This window comes from Streptococcus anginosus (assembly GCF_001697145.1).
Taxonomy (GTDB): Bacteria; Bacillota; Bacilli; order Lactobacillales; family Streptococcaceae; genus Streptococcus; species Streptococcus hominis.
Window position 1 is genome coordinate 699195 of sequence record NZ_CP012719.1, and the last position, 19166, is coordinate 718360.

The 19166-nt window shown below is 32.8% G+C and carries 15 protein-coding genes; all 15 read left to right on the forward strand.

Annotation, left to right across the window (positions count from 1 at the left end):
• Positions 1 to 74 precede the first annotated feature (74 nt).
• The 15 genes from SanJ4206_RS03440 to SanJ4206_RS03510 all read left to right on the forward strand — a co-directional run bounded on the left by SanJ4206_RS03440 (position 75) and on the right by SanJ4206_RS03510 (position 19079).
• Entirely contained in the window at positions 75 to 1325 is a 1251-nt protein-coding gene (locus SanJ4206_RS03440) for an oligosaccharide flippase family protein (protein WP_003027707.1), read from the forward strand.
• Between the two features lie 5 nt (positions 1326 to 1330).
• On the forward strand, positions 1331 to 2272 hold the full coding sequence (locus SanJ4206_RS03445) for a glycosyltransferase family 2 protein (RefSeq protein ID WP_003027706.1): 942 nt from the start codon (positions 1331 to 1333) through the stop codon (positions 2270 to 2272).
• A gap of 25 nt (positions 2273 to 2297) precedes the next feature.
• Entirely contained in the window at positions 2298 to 3266 is a 969-nt protein-coding gene (locus SanJ4206_RS03450; RefSeq protein WP_003027705.1) for a glycosyltransferase family 2 protein, read from the forward strand.
• Positions 3267 to 3983, forward strand: coding sequence for a glycosyltransferase family 2 protein (locus SanJ4206_RS03455; protein WP_022525104.1), 717 nt, complete (start codon positions 3267 to 3269; stop codon positions 3981 to 3983).
• Complete coding sequence (locus tag SanJ4206_RS03460) at positions 3983 to 4342, forward strand: DUF2304 domain-containing protein (protein WP_003027703.1); 360 nt, start codon at positions 3983 to 3985, stop codon at positions 4340 to 4342. Before SanJ4206_RS03455 ends, SanJ4206_RS03460 begins: the two co-directional genes overlap by 1 nt.
• Positions 4332 to 5114 carry a glycosyltransferase family 2 protein gene (locus tag SanJ4206_RS03465; RefSeq protein WP_003027702.1) on the forward strand — a complete coding sequence of 261 codons (783 nt, stop codon included), beginning with the start codon at positions 4332 to 4334 and terminating at the stop codon, positions 5112 to 5114. Before SanJ4206_RS03460 ends, SanJ4206_RS03465 begins: the two co-directional genes overlap by 11 nt.
• Positions 5115 to 5137: 23 nt before the next feature.
• Complete coding sequence (locus SanJ4206_RS03470; protein WP_003027701.1) at positions 5138 to 8125, forward strand: rhamnan synthesis F family protein; 2988 nt, start codon at positions 5138 to 5140, stop codon at positions 8123 to 8125.
• A complete protein-coding gene (locus SanJ4206_RS03475; protein WP_003027700.1) occupies positions 8097 to 9404 on the forward strand; it encodes a DUF2142 domain-containing protein in 1308 nt (435 codons plus the stop codon). Before SanJ4206_RS03470 ends, SanJ4206_RS03475 begins: the two co-directional genes overlap by 29 nt.
• Before the next feature lie 3 nt (positions 9405 to 9407).
• On the forward strand, positions 9408 to 10655 hold the full coding sequence (locus SanJ4206_RS03480; protein WP_003027699.1) for a glycosyltransferase family 4 protein: 1248 nt from the start codon (positions 9408 to 9410) through the stop codon (positions 10653 to 10655).
• 185 nt (positions 10656 to 10840) lie between these two features.
• Positions 10841 to 11989, forward strand: coding sequence for a beta 1-4 rhamnosyltransferase Cps2T (gene cps2T / locus SanJ4206_RS03485; RefSeq protein ID WP_003027698.1), 1149 nt, complete (start codon positions 10841 to 10843; stop codon positions 11987 to 11989).
• The gene (locus SanJ4206_RS03490) at positions 11986 to 12921 is read left to right on the forward strand and encodes a glycosyltransferase family 2 protein (RefSeq protein WP_003027697.1); all 936 of its coding nucleotides are present in this window, start codon (positions 11986 to 11988) and stop codon (positions 12919 to 12921) included. Before cps2T ends, SanJ4206_RS03490 begins: the two co-directional genes overlap by 4 nt.
• A 2-nt stretch (positions 12922 to 12923) precedes the next feature.
• On the forward strand, positions 12924 to 13730 hold the full coding sequence (locus SanJ4206_RS03495) for an ABC transporter permease (protein WP_003068657.1): 807 nt from the start codon (positions 12924 to 12926) through the stop codon (positions 13728 to 13730).
• Positions 13730 to 14932 (forward strand): ABC transporter ATP-binding protein, encoded by a 1203-nt coding sequence (locus tag SanJ4206_RS03500; protein WP_003027694.1) that lies wholly within the window; start codon positions 13730 to 13732, stop codon positions 14930 to 14932. Before SanJ4206_RS03495 ends, SanJ4206_RS03500 begins: the two co-directional genes overlap by 1 nt.
• A 14-nt stretch (positions 14933 to 14946) precedes the next feature.
• A complete protein-coding gene (locus SanJ4206_RS03505) occupies positions 14947 to 16614 on the forward strand; it encodes a rhamnan synthesis F family protein (RefSeq protein WP_003027691.1) in 1668 nt (555 codons plus the stop codon).
• A complete protein-coding gene (locus tag SanJ4206_RS03510; protein WP_022525099.1) occupies positions 16614 to 19079 on the forward strand; it encodes an LTA synthase family protein in 2466 nt (821 codons plus the stop codon). Before SanJ4206_RS03505 ends, SanJ4206_RS03510 begins: the two co-directional genes overlap by 1 nt.
• Positions 19080 to 19166 lie beyond the last annotated feature (87 nt).

Here is a 19166-nt window from a genome sequence, read left to right on the forward strand (position 1 = left end):
AAGGTTGCTTCTTTTGATAGAAATTATGGTATAATTAATTAGATTGAGATTATTGCAAGGGAGTAATATTTGGTTTGGAAACAAGAGCTAAAAAGATTTTTTTCTGGAACATATTAGGAAGTATGTCATCTGCCGCGGTGTCTGTAGTGTTATTATTTATAGTAACACGTGTTTTATCTAGTGTGTCTGCTGATTTATATAGCTTTGCGTATGCAATAGCTAATTTGTTTGTTATTATTGCAAGCTTTCAGGTTAGAGATTTTCAAGCAACTGATATAAAAGAAAAATATTCTTTTGATGCTTATCTGGTAACAAGATTAATTTCAAATTTTTTCATGATAGTAATTTTAGTTAGTTACTTAATCTTAAATTCATCCACTTATTCAAACTTTTGGATTATTTTTTGGGTCTCTTTTTTTCGAGTAAGTGAAGCACTTTCTGATGTATTTCAAGGTCTATTTCAACAAAAGGAGAGGCTAGATATTGCAGGGCAATCGTTGTTCTTACGAAATACAATTTCTACATTAGCTTTTGCTCTAAGTTTGTTATTTTCAAGAAACTTGCTTTTATCTGTGATTATTCAGACAGTGGTTTCTTTCCTATTTATTGCATTGTTTGATGTTCCAAAATCTAAATTATTCCATGTAATTGATTTTTCTAATGTAAGAATAAACGATATTTTTAATATTTTAAAAGATTGTTTTCCGTTGTTTATAAATGCATTTTTATTGGTTTCTATCTATAATCAGCCCAAATATGCTTTAAATGTTATTTTTAATAAAGGAATAATAGAATCGGGTGTTCAAAGGGATTTTAGTATTTTATTTACTCCAATATTTGCAATGAACTTGATGATTGTGTTTTTGAGACCTATGATTACCCAGCTTGCAGTATTCAAAGAAGAAAATAAATTCAAGTACTTCATAACCTATAAAAATAATTTATTTAAAATTTTATGGATAACGAGTGTGCTAATTTGTATTAGCGGTGCAATAGTTGCGATTCCTTTGATAAATATTGTATATGGAACTAATTTAGAACAGTACTATAGTAGTTTTTTAGTATTATTACTTGGAGGAGTTACAAGTACTTTTTCAACAGTTTGTGATAATATTTTGACAGTATTTAGAAAGCAACATTATCTGGTAATCTCATTTATGGTAGGCTACCTTGTATCTATATTTATTACAGAACCATTAGTATTAAAATTTGAAGTTTTTGGAGCTTCCCTTTCTTTCTTAATTTCAATGCTTGCTTGGTTAAGTGTATCTTTGATAATCTATTTTACAGTAAATCCATATACTTTTTTTAGAAAGAACAAATAAAAAATATGAAATTTTCTATTATTATTCCTGCCTATAATATTGCAAATTATTTGGATAATTGTGTACAAAGTGTATTGAATCAATCATACGAAAATTATGAGCTTATCATTGTGAATGATGGCTCTACAGACAATACAGGGAAAATTGCAGATAAATTCTTATTAAAGTCTAATAAAGTATCTGTGATTCACCAAACGAATGGTGGTGCTTCAAAAGCACGTAATAACGGGATAAAAAATTCAACTGGAGATTACATCTTATTCTTAGATGGAGATGATTTTTGGAGTGATACTGACTTTTTACATCAGTTGGCTGTTGAAATTGAAATGAAAGTTTCTGAAGTAGTGATTTTTGGTTTTAGTTATTATGATAATGGTCGAATTAAATCCTTTCCTGTATCAGATGAGAATGATTTAGTAAAAGCAGTTAATGCTGGAGTGTTTAATGGACCTAATTGGAATAAATGCATCTCTAAAGAACTTATTAAAAACGGGTTAGTGTTTCCAGAAGATTTGGTTTCTGAAGATAGTCTTTATTGTTCACAAATATTGAAGTTGATTTCCAATTTCTCTGTTTTGTCAAGTACTCAATATATGTATCGTCAGAATCGATTAGGCAGTTTAACAAATAGTATTAAAGAAAAAAATGTTTTAGACACATTGAAGGGGATTTCTCGTGGACTTGATGATTATTCAAGTTTGTCTAAGGAAAAGCAAGATGCGATAAACATCTATTTTTCAATTTCTTATATATCGATTATTCCTTATGTAGAGCGTTATCTTTCAAATGGAGAAATATATAATTTGTTAAGAAATTATAAATACTTACTGAGATATTCTAAAAATATAAATAATAAGCCATTCATGCTTACAGGACAATTTACTAGAATTTTTGGAATCAATTTCTCTACGAAAATATTTGCTTATCTTCTAAAATTTTATAAATAAATTTCAATATATTAGAAAGAAAAAAATGTCCAATCCAGCAGTTTCAGTTGTTATTCCGGTATATAATGCACAAGATGGCATTAAGCAATGTTTGGCTTCTTTATTAAAACAGACGTTCAAAAATTTTGAAATCATTCTTTTAAATGATGGTTCTACTGACGAATCCCTAAAAGTTTTACAAAGTTACTCATCTCAGTATAGTTTTATAAAAGTTATTGATAAGGAAAATGAAGGGGTTGCTAAAACAAGAAATCAAGGGATTTTATTAGCTAAAGGTGAATATATCATTTTTATAGATAATGATGATTTTGTTAATGAGGATTATATAGAACATTTTTATAATGTTATTCACCAAGAAAAAAAGGATATTGTTCTTGGGGGCTATAAGCGTATTAATCAAAACAAAAAAATTCTTTTTAGTCAGAACTTATCAGATTCAGAGTGGTCTAAGTATATTATAGTTGCTCCTTGGGCTCGTATTTATAGGACCTCTTTTCTAAGAGAAAATAATATTGAATTTTTTGACTATCCAATTGGGGAAGATGTTATTTTTAGTATAAAAGCCTATAATAAAACCGATAAGATAAAAATTATTGATTATAATGGATATAATTGGTTTTTCAATGAATCTAGTATTTCAAATACATCACAAAAAGGATTTAATTTTAAAATTGACATTATTTATTTTTTGAATAAAGTTAAAGAAGTATCTGGAGATTCAGACTATACGAAATATTTCATAAAACGTTACTATATTTGGTATTTATTATTTTCAGGGAAAAATGCCTCCAGTAAAGAGTTTGTGATTCAATATAATCAAATAAAAAATTGGCTAAATAAAGAAAATTTAGTTACCAATTTAAATCCACTTTCTAAAGAAATAACTGGCGAAAGGTTTCAAACTACTATATCAATATTGATGTTTGAGATCTTAGAACATTTAAGATTAGTACCAATATTTGCAAAAATATATTGTAAGGGAAAGGAACAATAGTTGAAAGTCTTAATGATTATTCCTGCTTATAACGAGGAAGAGAGCATTTTAAATACAGTTTTAAGCATTATAGAGTATCGAAAAAAAGTTGATTTTGAATTAAATTATGTAGTCATCAATGACGGTTCAACAGATGCCACTAAAAAAATCTTAGAGAGCAATCATCTGAACGCAGTTCATTTAGTCATGAATCTGGGGATTGGTGGAGCTGTTCAAACAGGCTACAAATATGCGTTTGAAAATAATTATGATGTCGCAGTTCAGTTTGATGGTGATGGTCAGCATGATATTGCTTCACTAGCTTCGCTACTGGAGCCTATCCGCCAAGGTCAGGCAGACCTAGTTGTTGGTTCGCGCTTTATTGGAGATAAAGCTTCCGAATTTCAGACCACTTTTATGCGTCGTTTCGGTATTACTATTATATCCGTTTTTATCAGACTAACGACTGGCAAACGTATCTTAGACACCACTTCTGGCTACCGCTTAGCTAATAAAAAGATTATCCGACAATTTGCTACTCGTTATCCTGCCAAATATCCTGAGCCAGAATCAATTGTCCATATTTTGAAACGAAAATATAGAGTAGTAGAAGCTCCGGCAAATATGTTTGAGCGTTCTGGTGGAGTTTCTTCCATAACGCCTATCAAATCAATTCGGTATATGATTGAAGTTTGTTCATCTATTTTGATTGCTGCTTTTATGAAAGAGAGTGAATAATGTCTATTTTGTCTATTGCTATGCTGGTTGCTTCTGTTTTATTTTTATATTTTGTGTTTAGAAATATCAATAGGAATAACATATTGTTTGAGCAAGCCTTTATGTGGATTGTGATTGGTTTTGTATTGATTATTATTTCAATTTTTGATTTCATTCCAGTTTATTTTGCTCAACTTTTAGGTTTTGAATTGACCTCAAATTTTTTGCTTTCTCTGGCAGTTTTTTTCTTGTTGATTATCGTATTTTTTCATACAATTGCTATTTCTAAACAAAAGGAGCAAATCAAGCAGTTGGTGCAAGAATTATCAATTACAAAGCAAAAAATTTCTGAATTAGAAAGCGAAAAAGATGAAAAATAACCATACTTGGGTCATTTGTGCTTATGGAGAAAGTGAGTTTTTAGAAGCTTGTATTTTATCTTTGAGGGCTCAGACAATAAGATCGAAGATTATTTGCTATAGTTCGACCCCTCTTGATTCAATCAGGCAACTTTGCCAAACATACGAGATTCCTTTTTATACTAAAGAGGGTGGAGGGATTGGCAAAGATTGGAATAATGCCCTCTCTTTTGTTGATACGCAGTTTGCGACCATTGCTCATCAAGATGACTATTATGAGCCAACTTACCTAGAAGCTGTGCTGCAAAAAATAGAGCAATCTAAAGATGTTTTAATTGCTTATACAGATTACTTTGAAGAAAAAAATGGTGTCAAAGTTTTAGCTAATAAAAATCTAAAAATCAAGACATTTATGCTCAAAGTATTGAATATAATGCCAGCTAGCCATTTTTGGAGAAATCGAGTATTAGCTTTAGGAAATCCTATCTCATGCCCAGCTGTTACCTATAATCTGGCTCGGATCAAGGAGTTTCGCTTTGATGAAAAGATGCGGGTCAGTCTAGATTGGTATGCCTGGTATAAGATTAGTGAATATAAGGGACGATTTGCTTTTATCTCTGAAAAACTTATGTGTCACCGGATTCATGAGGAGTCAGAGACGACCAAAACCATTTCAGACAATACTCGAACCAAAGAAGATTTATATATGTATCAGCTCTTTTGGCCTAAATGGATAGCCAAGCTGATTAATCGTGCCTATATAAAAAGTCAAGATTCTAATTCTAATGACTAGACTTGATATGATAAGGAAAGTGTATGAAAGATTTAATATCTGTCGTTGTGACATGCTACAACCATGAAGACTATATTGAGCAATGCTTGCGCAGTATTTTTAAGCAGAGCTACAGAAATATTGAACTTTTTGTTTTAAATGATGGCTCTACAGATAAGTCTGCTCAGATTATCCAAGAAACTCTGAGAGATTCTCCTTTTCCAACACAATTTAAAAGCCATGAGAATATGGGGGTAGTTAAAACACGTAATAAAGGGCTATCCCTGATTCAGGGGACATTTTTCCTCTTTGTGGATAGCGATAATTTTCTAGATGAGAATTATATTGAAAAACTTTATCAGAAACTTTGTTCGGAAAAAGCAGATATTGCATATAGTAATTTATATGACCCAGATAGACACAAAATTTATTTAAAAAGTCATCCATTTGATTTATCTTCTTTTTTAGAGAGAAGCTATATTGATAGTTGTTCCTTAGTTCGAACAGAAGTAGCTCAAGGTATAGTTTATGATGTGGAGCTCAACTATAAGAAGCTAGAGGATTATGATTTTTTGCTTAATTTGATTATCAATAAGCAAGCAGTTCCAATCTATGTTCAGGATACGAAATTAAATTATCGTGTTCTTGAAAACTCTATATCTCAGAGAAATTCTACCAAGTACCATTTTGATGTTTATCTTTATGTTTTAAAAAAATATCTAGATAAAATACCTCAGGAAGTTTATCAGGCTCTGAGTGATAACATCTTTATTCTAGAAGGACGGCTAGATGATTTAATCCAGCATACTGCCAAGGTAGCTGACTATGTTTCTGAATTAAAAGGAGAATTAAGCACTTCAAAAGAAACTATCAAAACTTTGAAAATAAATGTGAAAAAGATTAAATATCAGAGAGATGAAGCGATTGAAGAGCAGTTTGAAATTCGCCGTTCTATTTCCTATCGTTTAGGAAATGCAATGATTACACCTCTAAAATATATGGGGCAGATTATTCGGAACCCTAGAAACATAAAAGGTGTTTTTAGTCTGATAAAACAACAGCTAATTCGACTGAAAAGAAAGGCAAAATCTCCTAAGACATATTATTATCAACTATTGCGCAATTCTCAACGTAAGCAGATCGCAAATGTAAATGGAAAAAAAGTGCTCATTTATGTTATTTTTGAATCTGAAAGACGTTTACAGCAATATAAAATCCTCTTTTTGGAGAAATTAGCGGTTTTAGCTGATGAGACTTTAATTGTAGTGAATGGTGAGTTGCTTGCAGAAGATATAAAAATTTTAGAGAAATATGGTCAAGTGTTAACAAGAGATAATATTGGCTATGATACAGCAGCTTTTCGTGAGGGAATTTTGGCTCTTGGAAAGGATAAGTTGCAACAATATTCTCAGTTAATGTTAGTGAATGATACCAATATTGGTCCAACGAGGGATTTTATAGAAGTATTTCAAGTTATGGCTAAAAAAGAGCTTGATTTCTGGGGAATTTCTTACGGAGAAACTCAAGAAGATATTACAGGATTTAATAAGTACGGATATATTCCTGAACATTTGCAGTCGTATTTTCTTGTTATCGAGCCGCTGTTATTACATTCAAATGCTTTCTATGACTACTGGGAACAGCTGACAGATACAGACTCACGTGATGAAGCCATTGGTAAACATGAAACTATTTTTACAAAGTATTTTGCAGACTTAGGCTATCGTTATGATGCGCTAGTTCATGAAAATAGAGATTCTGCTATGTATATTCATCCCTTGAGAATGTTAGAAGCAGGCAGTCCACTAATTAAATACACTGCTTTGCGCAACTACGATGACCAGCAATTTTTATGGCAAGGATTGGAAAGAGAATCTGAAATACCGGATTTGTTAGACTATATTCAAGAGAATACGGATTATCCTATCCGTATTCTTGAAAACATTATTCAAAAATTCAAAGATATACCACGTGATCAATATATCTTAATTATTGACGGAGTGGAGAATATTATTCCGCAATGTACCCGCTATCGTGTTTTGAATAAGGCTGAACAGCTTAGAAAAAACGGTTTTGCTGTTAAGGTAGTAAATGCCTCTGAGTTTCAGGTTTCGCAAGCTCAATATGCTAGTCATATCATTATTTATCGCGCTCCTTGGTCTATCCAATTGCAACTTCTATGCGATTTGGCTAAGAGCGAAAACAAACCAGTATATTTTGATATTGATGACTTAGTATTTGATACAATTTATACGGATCAGCTGAGCTATACACAAGGCTTGTCCGAAAAGGATAAAAGCAACTATGATGCTGGGGTCAGAAACTATGGAAAGATGTTAGCTGCTTGTGATGGAGCCATTACTTCAACTAATCAACTGAAAGAAGAATTACTCAAGTATCAGGATACAGTTTTGTTAAATAGAAATTTAGCTTCGAGTGAATTGATGGAAGTTAGCTCATGTTTTATCAAGGATTACAATCAGCAAAGCCAACAAGTTAAGATTGGCTATTTCTCAGGGTCAATTAGTCATAACGAGAACTTTGAATTGATAAAGCCGGCTCTTAAAAAGCTGCTAGAAGCGTATCCGTTTATCGAACTTCATATTGTAGGACATCTAGATATTCCGACAGATATGAAAGTTTATGAGCAACAGATTATTGTTCATGATTATGTTGATTGGAAGACTTTACCACAGTTGATTAGTCAGGTAGACATTAATTTGGCACCTCTGGTAGATTCAATTTTCAACCGTGCTAAATCTGAGATCAAATGGTTAGAAGCAGCAATGGTTAAAGTTCCTACAATTGCTAGTGATATAGGTGCTTTTGCAGATATGGTGATAGATGGTCAGACGGGGCTTTTAGCCAAAGAGGATGAATGGAAAGAGAAGCTGGACAGCTTGATTTTTTCAGCTGAACTGCGGCAGAGATTGGCAGAAAATGCCTATCATTTTGTTTTAGAAAATTGCAGTTTAGATAACAAAGATGAAATGGTGACATATTTTGAAAAGAATAAAAACAATAAAAGTTGAAACAATCTTCTTGATATTAGCAAGTATTTTTATCCTGACGTTTATGATTGTCCAGCCAATCAATCGTGTACCTGATGAAAGTAATCATGCTCGGATGACTTGGGAAGTTTTTCATAAGCCCACATCCGAAACTTATAAATGGATGGAGAAGATTCCTGCTACACCAGATGTTTCTCCTAAGGACTACAAACAATTATTTACTAAAAAAATTGCTTTATCAAAAGAAACATTTTCTTTTAGATTCAATCTAAAATCCCTCTCTTTTCTTCCTCAGTTAATTGGAATGACTCTTGGAAGTTTCCTTTATCCCTCTGTTGGTGTAATTGTCATGATGGGACGTCTTTTTAATGCTTTGGCTTACATTATAGGAATTTACTTTCTTATTAAGTATTTTAAATATGGTAAGAAAGCTCTGCTTTTTATTTCCCTTTTGCCTATTATGGTTCAGCAAGCTGCTTCACTGTCTTATGATGTGATGAACTACTTAGAGATTATGCTGGTAATTGGCTTTTTCACTAATATTGCTTATAAAAAGAAATTTACAAATAAGAATTTGCTTGAATTGTTCTTTATTTCAATTGGACTCTTTATAACTAAGCCTAATAATTTACTTTTGCTGGGACTATTGCCGTTTATTGATTTTGAATTTGAAGGTTTTTTATCAGCTCTAAATAGAAGTTTTTTAGCAACAAAAAATTTTGTGGGTCGTTATCGCTATGTTTTCTATATATTGGGATTTATTGCATTTTTCTTAGCACTTCATCTGGCTTTTCGCAATCAAGGCGGATTAATGCATTACGGTCGGGTTTTGCTTAATACTCTCTTTAAACAGCGTCTAAATGGTGATTTGAATACAATTTTGACGATTGGAATATTTGGGTTCTTGGGAAATTTCACCATCCAATTACCTCTCTGGTTAATTTTTATTGATGTTGCAGTACTGGTCATCATTTTCTTGCAATCCCAAAAGGATTTTATGAGTCGGAGCTACACTGTTATATCTTGTTATCTTTTTGTAGTGCAGGTTATTGCTGTTATCTCTATTATGTATTTACAGTGGACACCGATTGTCCTTGGTAAAAATGCACCAGTGTCAGTAGGGGCTCAAGGCCGCTATTTCACGCCTTTTCTCATTTTGCTACTACCAACAGTCGCAAATCTTGGTGTATTGGAGATAAAAGAAGAAAAAGTTAATAGACTAATGGTTGGTACCTTGATTGTCAACTTCCTGATTTCTCTGTATTTAATGGTACCATTTTATTGGAATTTATTAGGATAAGCTATGAAAAAAACTATATTATTTATTTCCCCAACGGGAACACTAGACAATGGTGCAGAAATATCAATTGTTCATTTGATGGAATATCTAGTGCAAACGGGCCATACCGTCATCAACGCTATTCCCGACTACCATGTGTCAGTTCAGCAGGATTATATAGCAAAACTTGCTAAAAAAGGTATCGAAACACTAGCTTTGCCATCTGTTAAGTGGTGGTGGGAAGATGCACCAGGTGGTTTACCAGGAACTCATAACGAAAGAGTTATATCCTATCAGGAAAATATTGCTGCACTTAGGAAAATCATTACAGACAAACAAATTGAATTAGTCATTACGAATACAGTTAATATGTTTCAAGGAGCAGTTGCAGCAGCCTGTGAGAATATTCCACATTTTTGGCTGATTCATGAATTTCCTAATGGAGAGTTTGGCTATTATAAAGAAAAATTAACTTTCATAACTGATTACTCACAGGAAATTTTTGCTGTAAGAGGCGCTCTACAAAAGCAGCTGAAAGAATTGCTACCCAAGCAGGGTGTCTTATCTTTTGCGCCTTTTACACAAATTGTTTCTACTGGAATTAAGGGAAAAGACGCAGCAAAACGTCGCATTGTGTCTGTTGGTCGCTTAACTGAACGGAAAAACCAATTAGAATTGATTAAAGCTTATAGTAAGTTACCTCATCCTAGTCCAGAGTTGATTTTTATTGGTGCTTGGGATGAAGAATATAAGAAAAAATGCGAGGCTTATATAGCAGAAAAAAACCTTAAAAATATTCATTTTTTAGGTCATAGAGACCAGCCTTGGGAAGAAGTGACAGTAGCAGATCTTGCTGTCTTCACTTCAGCTATGGAAACTTTTGGTTTGGTTTATATTGAAGCTATCATGAACGGAATTCCAGCCATTATCTCAGATAATTTGGGGCATTTGTCGGCTTATGAAATTTTTGAAGAAGGACAATTATATCCATCGGGAAATGTGGAAATTCTCACTGAGCGAATCAAAGAAGCTTTGGCTTCATTTGAACAGTTAAAAGAAAATTCTTTAGCTAATCTAGAAAAGATTCGCAGCCTTTATACTGTTCAGGAAGTTTATCATGAGATATTGGACCGGATTGAAAACCTGACATTTACTGATGGAAATTCCTTGTATCACCTAAAATTTTTATTTGAGTCATCTGTTTCTGCCTATCCTACAAGTTCTTTTTTGAAAAAATTAAAGAAAAAATTATGTTCAATCCTAAAAGAGTAGAGGAGCCAGGATGATAAAATCATTCTGTTTGAGTTTTTTGTATCGCATCAGAAAAAGGCGGATAAATCAGTATTATAGTTCAGACTATTGGCTGTTTTAACCGCCTTTTTATTTATTGTATTACACAAACTGTTCATAAAGTGGTATAATAGTATGAATTGTAAAATCTTGAAGTGAGGAAAATCATGCAGCATGTATTCATTATTGGAAGTCGTGGTCTTCCTGCAAAATATGGTGGATTTGAAACTTTTGTAGAAAATTTGGTTGGACACCAGGTTTCATCACAGATTCAGTATCATGTGGCTTGCTTGTCAGATAAAGAAGCCTATCATCATTTTGACTACAAAGGCGTAGATTGTTTTACGATTCAAGCACCAAAATTTGGTCCAGCTCGTGTTATTGCCTATGATATGATGGCAATCAACTACGCTTTGAAGTTAGTGAAAGAGCAAGAAATAGTTCAACCGGTTTTTTATATTTTAGGAAATACAATCGGAGCTTTTATTGCACCTTTTTCTCGAAAAATTCACCATGCCGGTGGTATATTTTACATCAATCCAGATGGTCTGGAATGGAAGCGTGCAAAGTGGGCAAAACCAGTTCAAGCTTATCTCAAGTATTCTGAAAAGTTGATGACTAAACATGCAGATTTGGTAATTTCAGATAATCAAGGAATTGAAATGTACATCAACAAGATCTATCCTTGGTCTAAAACGACTTTTATCGCTTATGGAACAGATTTAAATTTATCTTCTTTGACAGATCAGACTACAAAAGTGCGTGATTTTTTTAACCAATGGCAGAGTAAAGAAAAAAATTATTATTTGATTGTTGGGCGTTTTGTTCCAGAAAATAACTATGAAATTATCATTCGTGAGTTTATGAAGTCACAGACGCAACGAGATTTACTGATTGTCTGCAATTATCAAGGGAATGTTTATTTTGACGAGTTGCGAAATAAAACAGGTTTTGACCAAGATAAGCGGATTAAGTTTGTTGGAACGGTTTATGATCAGGAATTATTGAAGTACATTCGCAATCAAGCCTTTGCTTATATTCATGGTCACGAAGTCGGAGGGACTAATCCTGGCTTGCTGGAGGCGTTGGCGCAAACGGATTTGAACTTGGTTTTAGATGTCGATTTTAATCGTCAAGTTGCAAAGGGAACGGCTTTCTATTGGCAGAAAGCAGATGCATCTTTAGTAGAATTGATTGACCAAGTAGATATGAAAGTCGATTTCTCCCAATTAGGGCAAGCTGCCAAAGAAAATATGAAAGAAAACTACACCTGGGAAAAAATTGTGGGTGAATACGAGGAATTATTTTTATCATGAAAGTGACGATTCTCATGTCCACCTACAATGGTGAGCGATTTTTAGTAGAGCAGATTGAGAGCATCTTGAATCAGACTTATACAGACTGGCAACTATTGATTCGAGATGACGGTTCTAAAGACAGGACACGTGAGATTATTCAAGATTTTTGTCAAAAAGATAATCGCATTCGTTTTGTGAATCCCGATAGTGTCGAGAATGTTGGGGTTATTAAAAGTTTCTTTCATCTTTTGAAATATCAAACGTCAGATTTCTATCTATTTAGCGATCAGGATGACGTTTGGCTACCTGAAAAAATAGAGCTGCAGCTGAAAGAAGCAGAAAAATATGATAATACGCTACCTTTACTTGTTTATATGGATTTAAAAGTAGTAGATCAAGAACTCAATGTTGTTCATGAAAGTATGATTCAAACACAATCGGATCATGCAAATACAGAATTGCTCCAAGAATTAACAGAAAATACTGTGACTGGCGGCGTTTCGATGATTAATCAAGCTCTGGCTGACTTATGGAATGGGCAGGAGGAGTATGACTTACTCATGCACGACTGGTATCTAGCTCTACTAGCTACAGCTTTTGGCAAGCTGGTTTATATTGATAAGCAGGGAGAGTTGTATCGCCAACACTCTAGTAATGTCTTGGGAGCACGCACACTTAGAAAAAGAATGAAAAACTGGATTCGCCCGCATATCCTTTTTGCCAAGTATTGGAATCTCATCCAAGCGAGTCAAAAACAAGCAAAAAACTTGTTGGGGTTACCATTGAGCCCTGCTGATAAAGAAATTGTAGAAAATTTTGTAACGATTATGGAAGTACCTTTGACAGAACGATATAAGCGTCTATGGAAATATGGTTTCCGAAAAAATCGCACCTTCCATACTTTTGTCTTCACCACTTTGATTCTCACAAAATTTGCTTATAAGGAGTAATGATGGACTTATTTAGTCGAAAAAATATGATTCTCTTACGCGAGATGATTAAAACGGATTTTAAATTACGGTATCAAGGAAGTTTGATTGGGCATTTATGGTCCATTTTGAAACCTTTTATGCTATTTACAATTATGTATTTAGTATTTGTTCGATTTTTGAAATTTGACGATGGAACTCCCCATTATGCAGTAGGATTGTTGCTAGGGATGGTAACTTGGAGTTTCTTTACAGAAGCTACCAATATGGGAATGCTATCGATTGTTTCACGTGGAGATTTGCTGAGAAAATTAAATTTCTCTAAATCAATTATCGTTTTTTCAGCCATTGCCGGTGCAGCTATCAACTATGCAATAAATATTTTAGTAGTCTTTGTATTTGCTTTGATTAATGGAGTTTCTATAAATGCAGGTTGGTTGATTATTATTCCTTTGTTTGTGGAATTGATTTTAATGGCTACAGGAGTTTCTTTGGCGTTGTCTACTCTATTTGTTAAATATCGAGATATTGGTCCGATTTGGGAAGTTGTATTGCAGGCTGGTATGTACGCAACGCCTATTATTTACTCTTTAACATTTATTCTTCAGCGTGGACAAGTAACTATCGCTAAATTGATGATGCTCAATCCTTTGGCACAGATTATTCAGGATTTGCGACATTTTGTGGTTTATTCTGGAAGTATGAGAGGTTGGGATTTGATTAACACCCCTTGGATTGCAGCGTTTCCTTATGTGTTACCAGTTTTAATTTTTGTCTTTGGTCTATATATTTTTAATAAAAATGCTAAGAGGTTTGCGGAGATTTTATAATGTCGAATAATATTGCAGTAAAAATTGATCATGTTAGTAAATTTTTTCGTTTGCCAACAGAAGCAACTCAAAGTTTAAGGACTAGTTTGGTCAATTGTTTTAAAGGAATCAAGGGTTATAAAGAGCAACATGTGTTAAAAGATATTTCCTTTGAAGTTGAAAAGGGTGATTTCTTTGGGATTGTTGGTCGAAATGGTTCTGGTAAGTCGACGCTTTTGAAAATTATTTCAGAGATTTATGTTCCTGAGAAGGGAACGGTGACTATTGATGGAAAGCTAGTTTCCTTTATTGAGCTAGGAGTTGGTTTCAATCCTGAGCTAACAGGTAGAGAAAATGTCTATATGAATGGTGCCATGCTTGGATTTTCTACCGAAGAGATAGACACTATGTATGATGATATTGTTGAATTTGCAGAACTTGAAGAATTCATGAATCAGAAACTGAAGAATTATTCTAGCGGAATGCAAGTCCGTTTAGCTTTTTCGGTTGCTATTAAAGCTCAGGGAGATATTCTCATTCTTGATGAAGTGTTAGCAGTGGGTGATGAAGCTTTTCAACGCAAGTGCAATGATTATTTTATGGAACGCAAAAAATCCGGAAAAACCACTATCCTAGTAACCCATGACATGAATGCAGTGAAAAAATATTGCAATAAAGCAGTTTTGATTGAAGACGGGCTAATCAAAGTGGTCGGTGCACCGGATGATGTTGCAAACCAGTATAGTCTTGATAATGCCAGCCAGAAAAAAGCCTTAAATGACGACTTTACTGCAGAGCATGAGGCTATCTCTGATTTAAAGGTTGAACTCTTGACTCCTGCACAAATAACTCCGAATCAAGAAATCAAATTTGAAATTTCGTATCAGGTAAAACAAGATATTCCGACTTATATCGCTTTTTCTTTGACTGATATTGACCGCAGTATTTGGATTTACAATGATAATTCTTTTGATGATATGACAAATGGAGAAGGCGAGAAGAGATTTGTATATGCTTGTTCACTTGCTGAAGTAAATGATATCAAGCTTAAATTACAAGTATCAGTCCGAGACCATCATGATCAAATCCTTGCTTTTGCCAATTCAAAGAATACTCCCATTATCCTTATCAATCGTAACGATATTTCTGATGATGACATTTCAGCAAAAGACTCTGCGACTGGCTTGATTCAGCGGAATGGAAGTTGGATAATTTCACAATAGAATAAGGTGATTCTATGGAGCGAATACTACTGTATACTCATTTTAACAAACTACATCAAGTGAGTGGTCATGTATTTTACCAATTAAAACAGATAAAACCGTTATTTTCTACGGTTGTCTTTATTTCAAATAGCCCTTTAGAAAAAGATGACAAGACTAAGTTGCAAAAAGAATTAAATATTGATATCGTGATTGAGCGAGACAATACCGGATTTGATTTTGCAGCTTGGCGTGATGGGATGCAGTTCATTGGCTTTGACAAAATACAAGGCTATGATTCTCTTACCATTATGAATGATACTTGTTTTGGTCCCCTATGGGATTTGCAAAAAATATATGAAGATATGGAAGCAAATCAGATAGTTGATTTCTGGGGAATGACGAATTTCCGAAAGACAAAATATTTTAAAGAGCACTTACAAAGTTATTTTGTATCGTTTAAACAATCCATGTTAAAATCAGAAGTTTTCCAAAAATTTTGGTCGCAAATAAAAGATTTTACAGATGTTCAAAGTGTTATAAATCAATATGAAACGCAGTTTACAGCTTATTTTCAAAAGAAAGGTTTTAACTATCAAGCTTTTTATGATACTTGTAAAGAAGAAGTAGGAGAGTTGTTGCATCCTGATTTTTCCTATTATAAGCCACAAACTATTCTTGAAAAAAAAGTTCCTTTTTTAAAAGTAAAAGCTATTGATGGCAATCCCTTTTTAGCTAGTTCTCTTTTGGAGATAATTAAAAGAGAGTCGTCTTATCCCATCTCTTTGATTAAAATGCATATGTTTGAATATTTTTCCCCAGATGCTCCCTATCTTTTACAAGGAAAAATTCTTGCTCAGCACAATGAAGTTACTTCGGCACATAAAGATATTGTATTGCATATTCATGTTACAAATTTATCAATATTTGAACAGTGGATGAATAAAATAGTTGTTCAATTTCCTCAAATTGAGTATTTGATGACAACGTCTGATATAAAAATATTTGAGTATTTGAATTCTTATTTAAAAGACTCTTCTATTAAGAATCAGATACGGTTGACTCAAGAGCAACATCCATTATTAGCTATGTTTGCTCAAGCGGAAAGATTAAAAACATACAAATATATTGGACATTTGTCTACTCATACTTTGATTCCCGAAGTAGCTGGTCTAGATCAATGGATGCGGGATGATTTGTTTAATATGATGATTGAGAATATGAACTATAGTATCAATGCTTTGGAACATTGTTCTAATTTAGGGCTTATTATACCTGATCTCCCGAGTGTGGTTAGAAATGGTTTGTTTTATCAGAAACCTCTTAAAGAGGAGATGGAAAAACTATGGAAATTATTGTCCTGTCGAAAATCTTTTAAGTTTACTGATGCAGTAACTCTGACAAGAGTTTACGGTGGGTGGATGTGGTTTAAGTATGAGGCTGTAGAATCCCTATTTAAAGCTAGTTTCAAAACCTTCAGTAGCTATTCTCTTCAAGAGCAATCAACTATTTTAGAAAATTTACTTGTTTATGTAGCTTGGGACAAGAATTATGATTTTCAAATTATCCTTTTATCACAGTCTTTTCCATCTCTTTTAGACTTGCAAAGATTGGATTATCAGTTAATGAAACAGCAAGAACAGTTAATACACAAAAAAAGTTTTACAAAACGACTTGCAAGTTTCTTTGGTAAGGAAGTATGATGAAATTTTTACGAAAAAATTATGAGCAAATTAGTTTTATTCTAATTAGCTTTTTAATGCTTGATGTGTCCATTGTTAATCTTAGTATGGCATTGAATAGTCATGCTGATTTAACTACTTATCCTTTTTTATGGATTGAGATTCTATTATCTACCTTTTTCTTATTTGGTATCAGTTTCCTAATTTCTAACTTATCATATAAAAAGCTTACAACATGGTATGTTATTATATATGGTTTATACACTATTTTTTCTTATTTACTTGAGGTGACTAGAAATGTCAATAATCCTTCATTTAAATTTGAAAAAATTTTTCAAAATCATTTTTTACAACTATATTTTTTACCAGTTTTATTAGTGATATCTATCATGGTTGTTCTTTATAAAACAATTCCAAAGTTGGATAACCTATCTTTGTTTAAAGGATTACACATTGATAAAAATAATTCAAGTGGAATGGAGAATCTGCTTTTATCACAATTGTTATTATCCCTTGTGTTTTCTGATAATAAATTTTTAAGTGTATTAACAAAAACAGAATTTTTGAGCAGATTTTATGAAAAAAAGCTCCAAATCAATGAACTGTTCGTATTTTCTCTCACTAGTCTAGTATTTTTAATATTTGTGTTTGGCTCTGTATTAAGTCTTTTAGTAGTCCAAGGAATGAAAGATCTTAGTGAGAATAAAAATAGTTTTTCGGTTGCTACTTTATTTAGTGCAATATTTGCTGTAGTATTCAACTACACAATCCAAAATAGTATTCGAGCAGATATATCAGTTTTAGATTTACGTTTATTTGCAGGGGCTAGTCTCTTTCAAATTAGTATCTTTTTTATAACTTTCATTTGCCTATATGCAGTTTTTAATAGTTTCCTCTTACCAACTATACTAATTTTAGTAGTGGGAATAGGAAGTTCCATTGCTAGTGCTTTAAAATTTCAATATCGTCAAGAACCCATTTTGCCAAGTGATATCGTTTGGTTGCGAAATCCAAAAACATTGCTTGATTTTATTGGTGGAAATTATATTATTTATATTTTGTTCATTTTTTTACTAATAGCCTCTCTTTATTGGTTTTTGAGAAAAAAGATTCTACCAAACAAAACAGTTCCAAATATAAAATATCGAATAATTTTGCTTGTATTACCAGCCGTCTTTTTCTTTGGTATTTTACAAGTGTTCTCTTCTAAAAAGGATGGGAAAATTACTGATAATATTCCAGTAATGTCCATTTTAAATAATTATCATGATTTAACTTGGTTTGGAAACACTGTCAATTCACAGATGCGCTCTGTATCTTTTGTGTGGTTTTCACAGATGTCAGATACGACTATGACTCAACCGAAAAAATATTCCAAGGAAACCATTAAGAATTTAGAAAATAAATATAAACGTATCGCGGCTAACTACAATCAATCCAGAACGGAAACAATTGAAAATCAAACGGTTATTTATATTTTGAGTGAAAGCTTTTCTGATCCTGCCCGTGTAGAAGGGGTTACTATGTCAGAAAATCCAATTCCAAATATTCAAGAAGTCAAAAACAAATCAACAAGTGGTTTAATGAAATCAGATGGATATGGTGGTGGTACTGCCAATATGGAATTTCAGACATTAACGGGGCTTCCTTTCTATAATCTTTCTCCTTCTATTTCAGTCATCTACACAGAAGTAGTGCCGGGAATGAACAAGTTTCCATCAATTAGTGATTTTTATAGCCGTAAGAACCGTACCGTTATTCACTTAGCTTCACCAAGCAATTATTCCAGAAATATTATCTACAATGACTTAGGGTTTAATAAATTTATTCATTATGGGACTAAGGGGCTAAAAGGTGATCAGATTGGTGGAAATTATAGTGATAAAACAACATATAACCAGATTTTAAATAATTTGAAGGAAAATCAAAGTCAATTCTTTTCGGTTATGACGATGCAAAACCATATGCCTTGGACAGAACCGAATCCTATTACTATATCTGCCAAGTATATAGGTTTTTCGGATGCAGATAACCAAACTTTATCAAACTATGTGAGGATGTTACATCATACAGATGTAGCCACAAAGGATTTTCTTGATCAACTTTCAAAAATAAATAAAAAAATTACAGTTGTTTTTTATGGAGATCATTTACCAGGGCTTTATCCACAGTCAGCTTTCAAAAATAATCCAGAGAGTCAATATTTAACAGACTATTTTGTGTGGAGTAATTATGAAACACCTAAATTGGACTATCCGATGGTAAATTCAAGTGACTTCACAGCTCTATTGTTAGAACAAACCAATTCAAAAGTATCACCTTATTATGCTTTATTAACAGAAGTTTTGCATAAGGCAAGTGTTGATAAAAAAGATTTGGATGCAGAAGGGCAGCAAATTGCAGAAGATCTGAAGCTTGTTCAATATGATATGGTGGCGGGTAAAGGCTATTTGTCAAAAGATTTTTTTAAAGTACATAGTGAGTAAAAAGCTATAATAAGTAGCTCTACAAATCTCTATAGTTGGCTAAAAATTCAACTATGGAGTTTTTTCTTATGAAATGAGTTATGAATA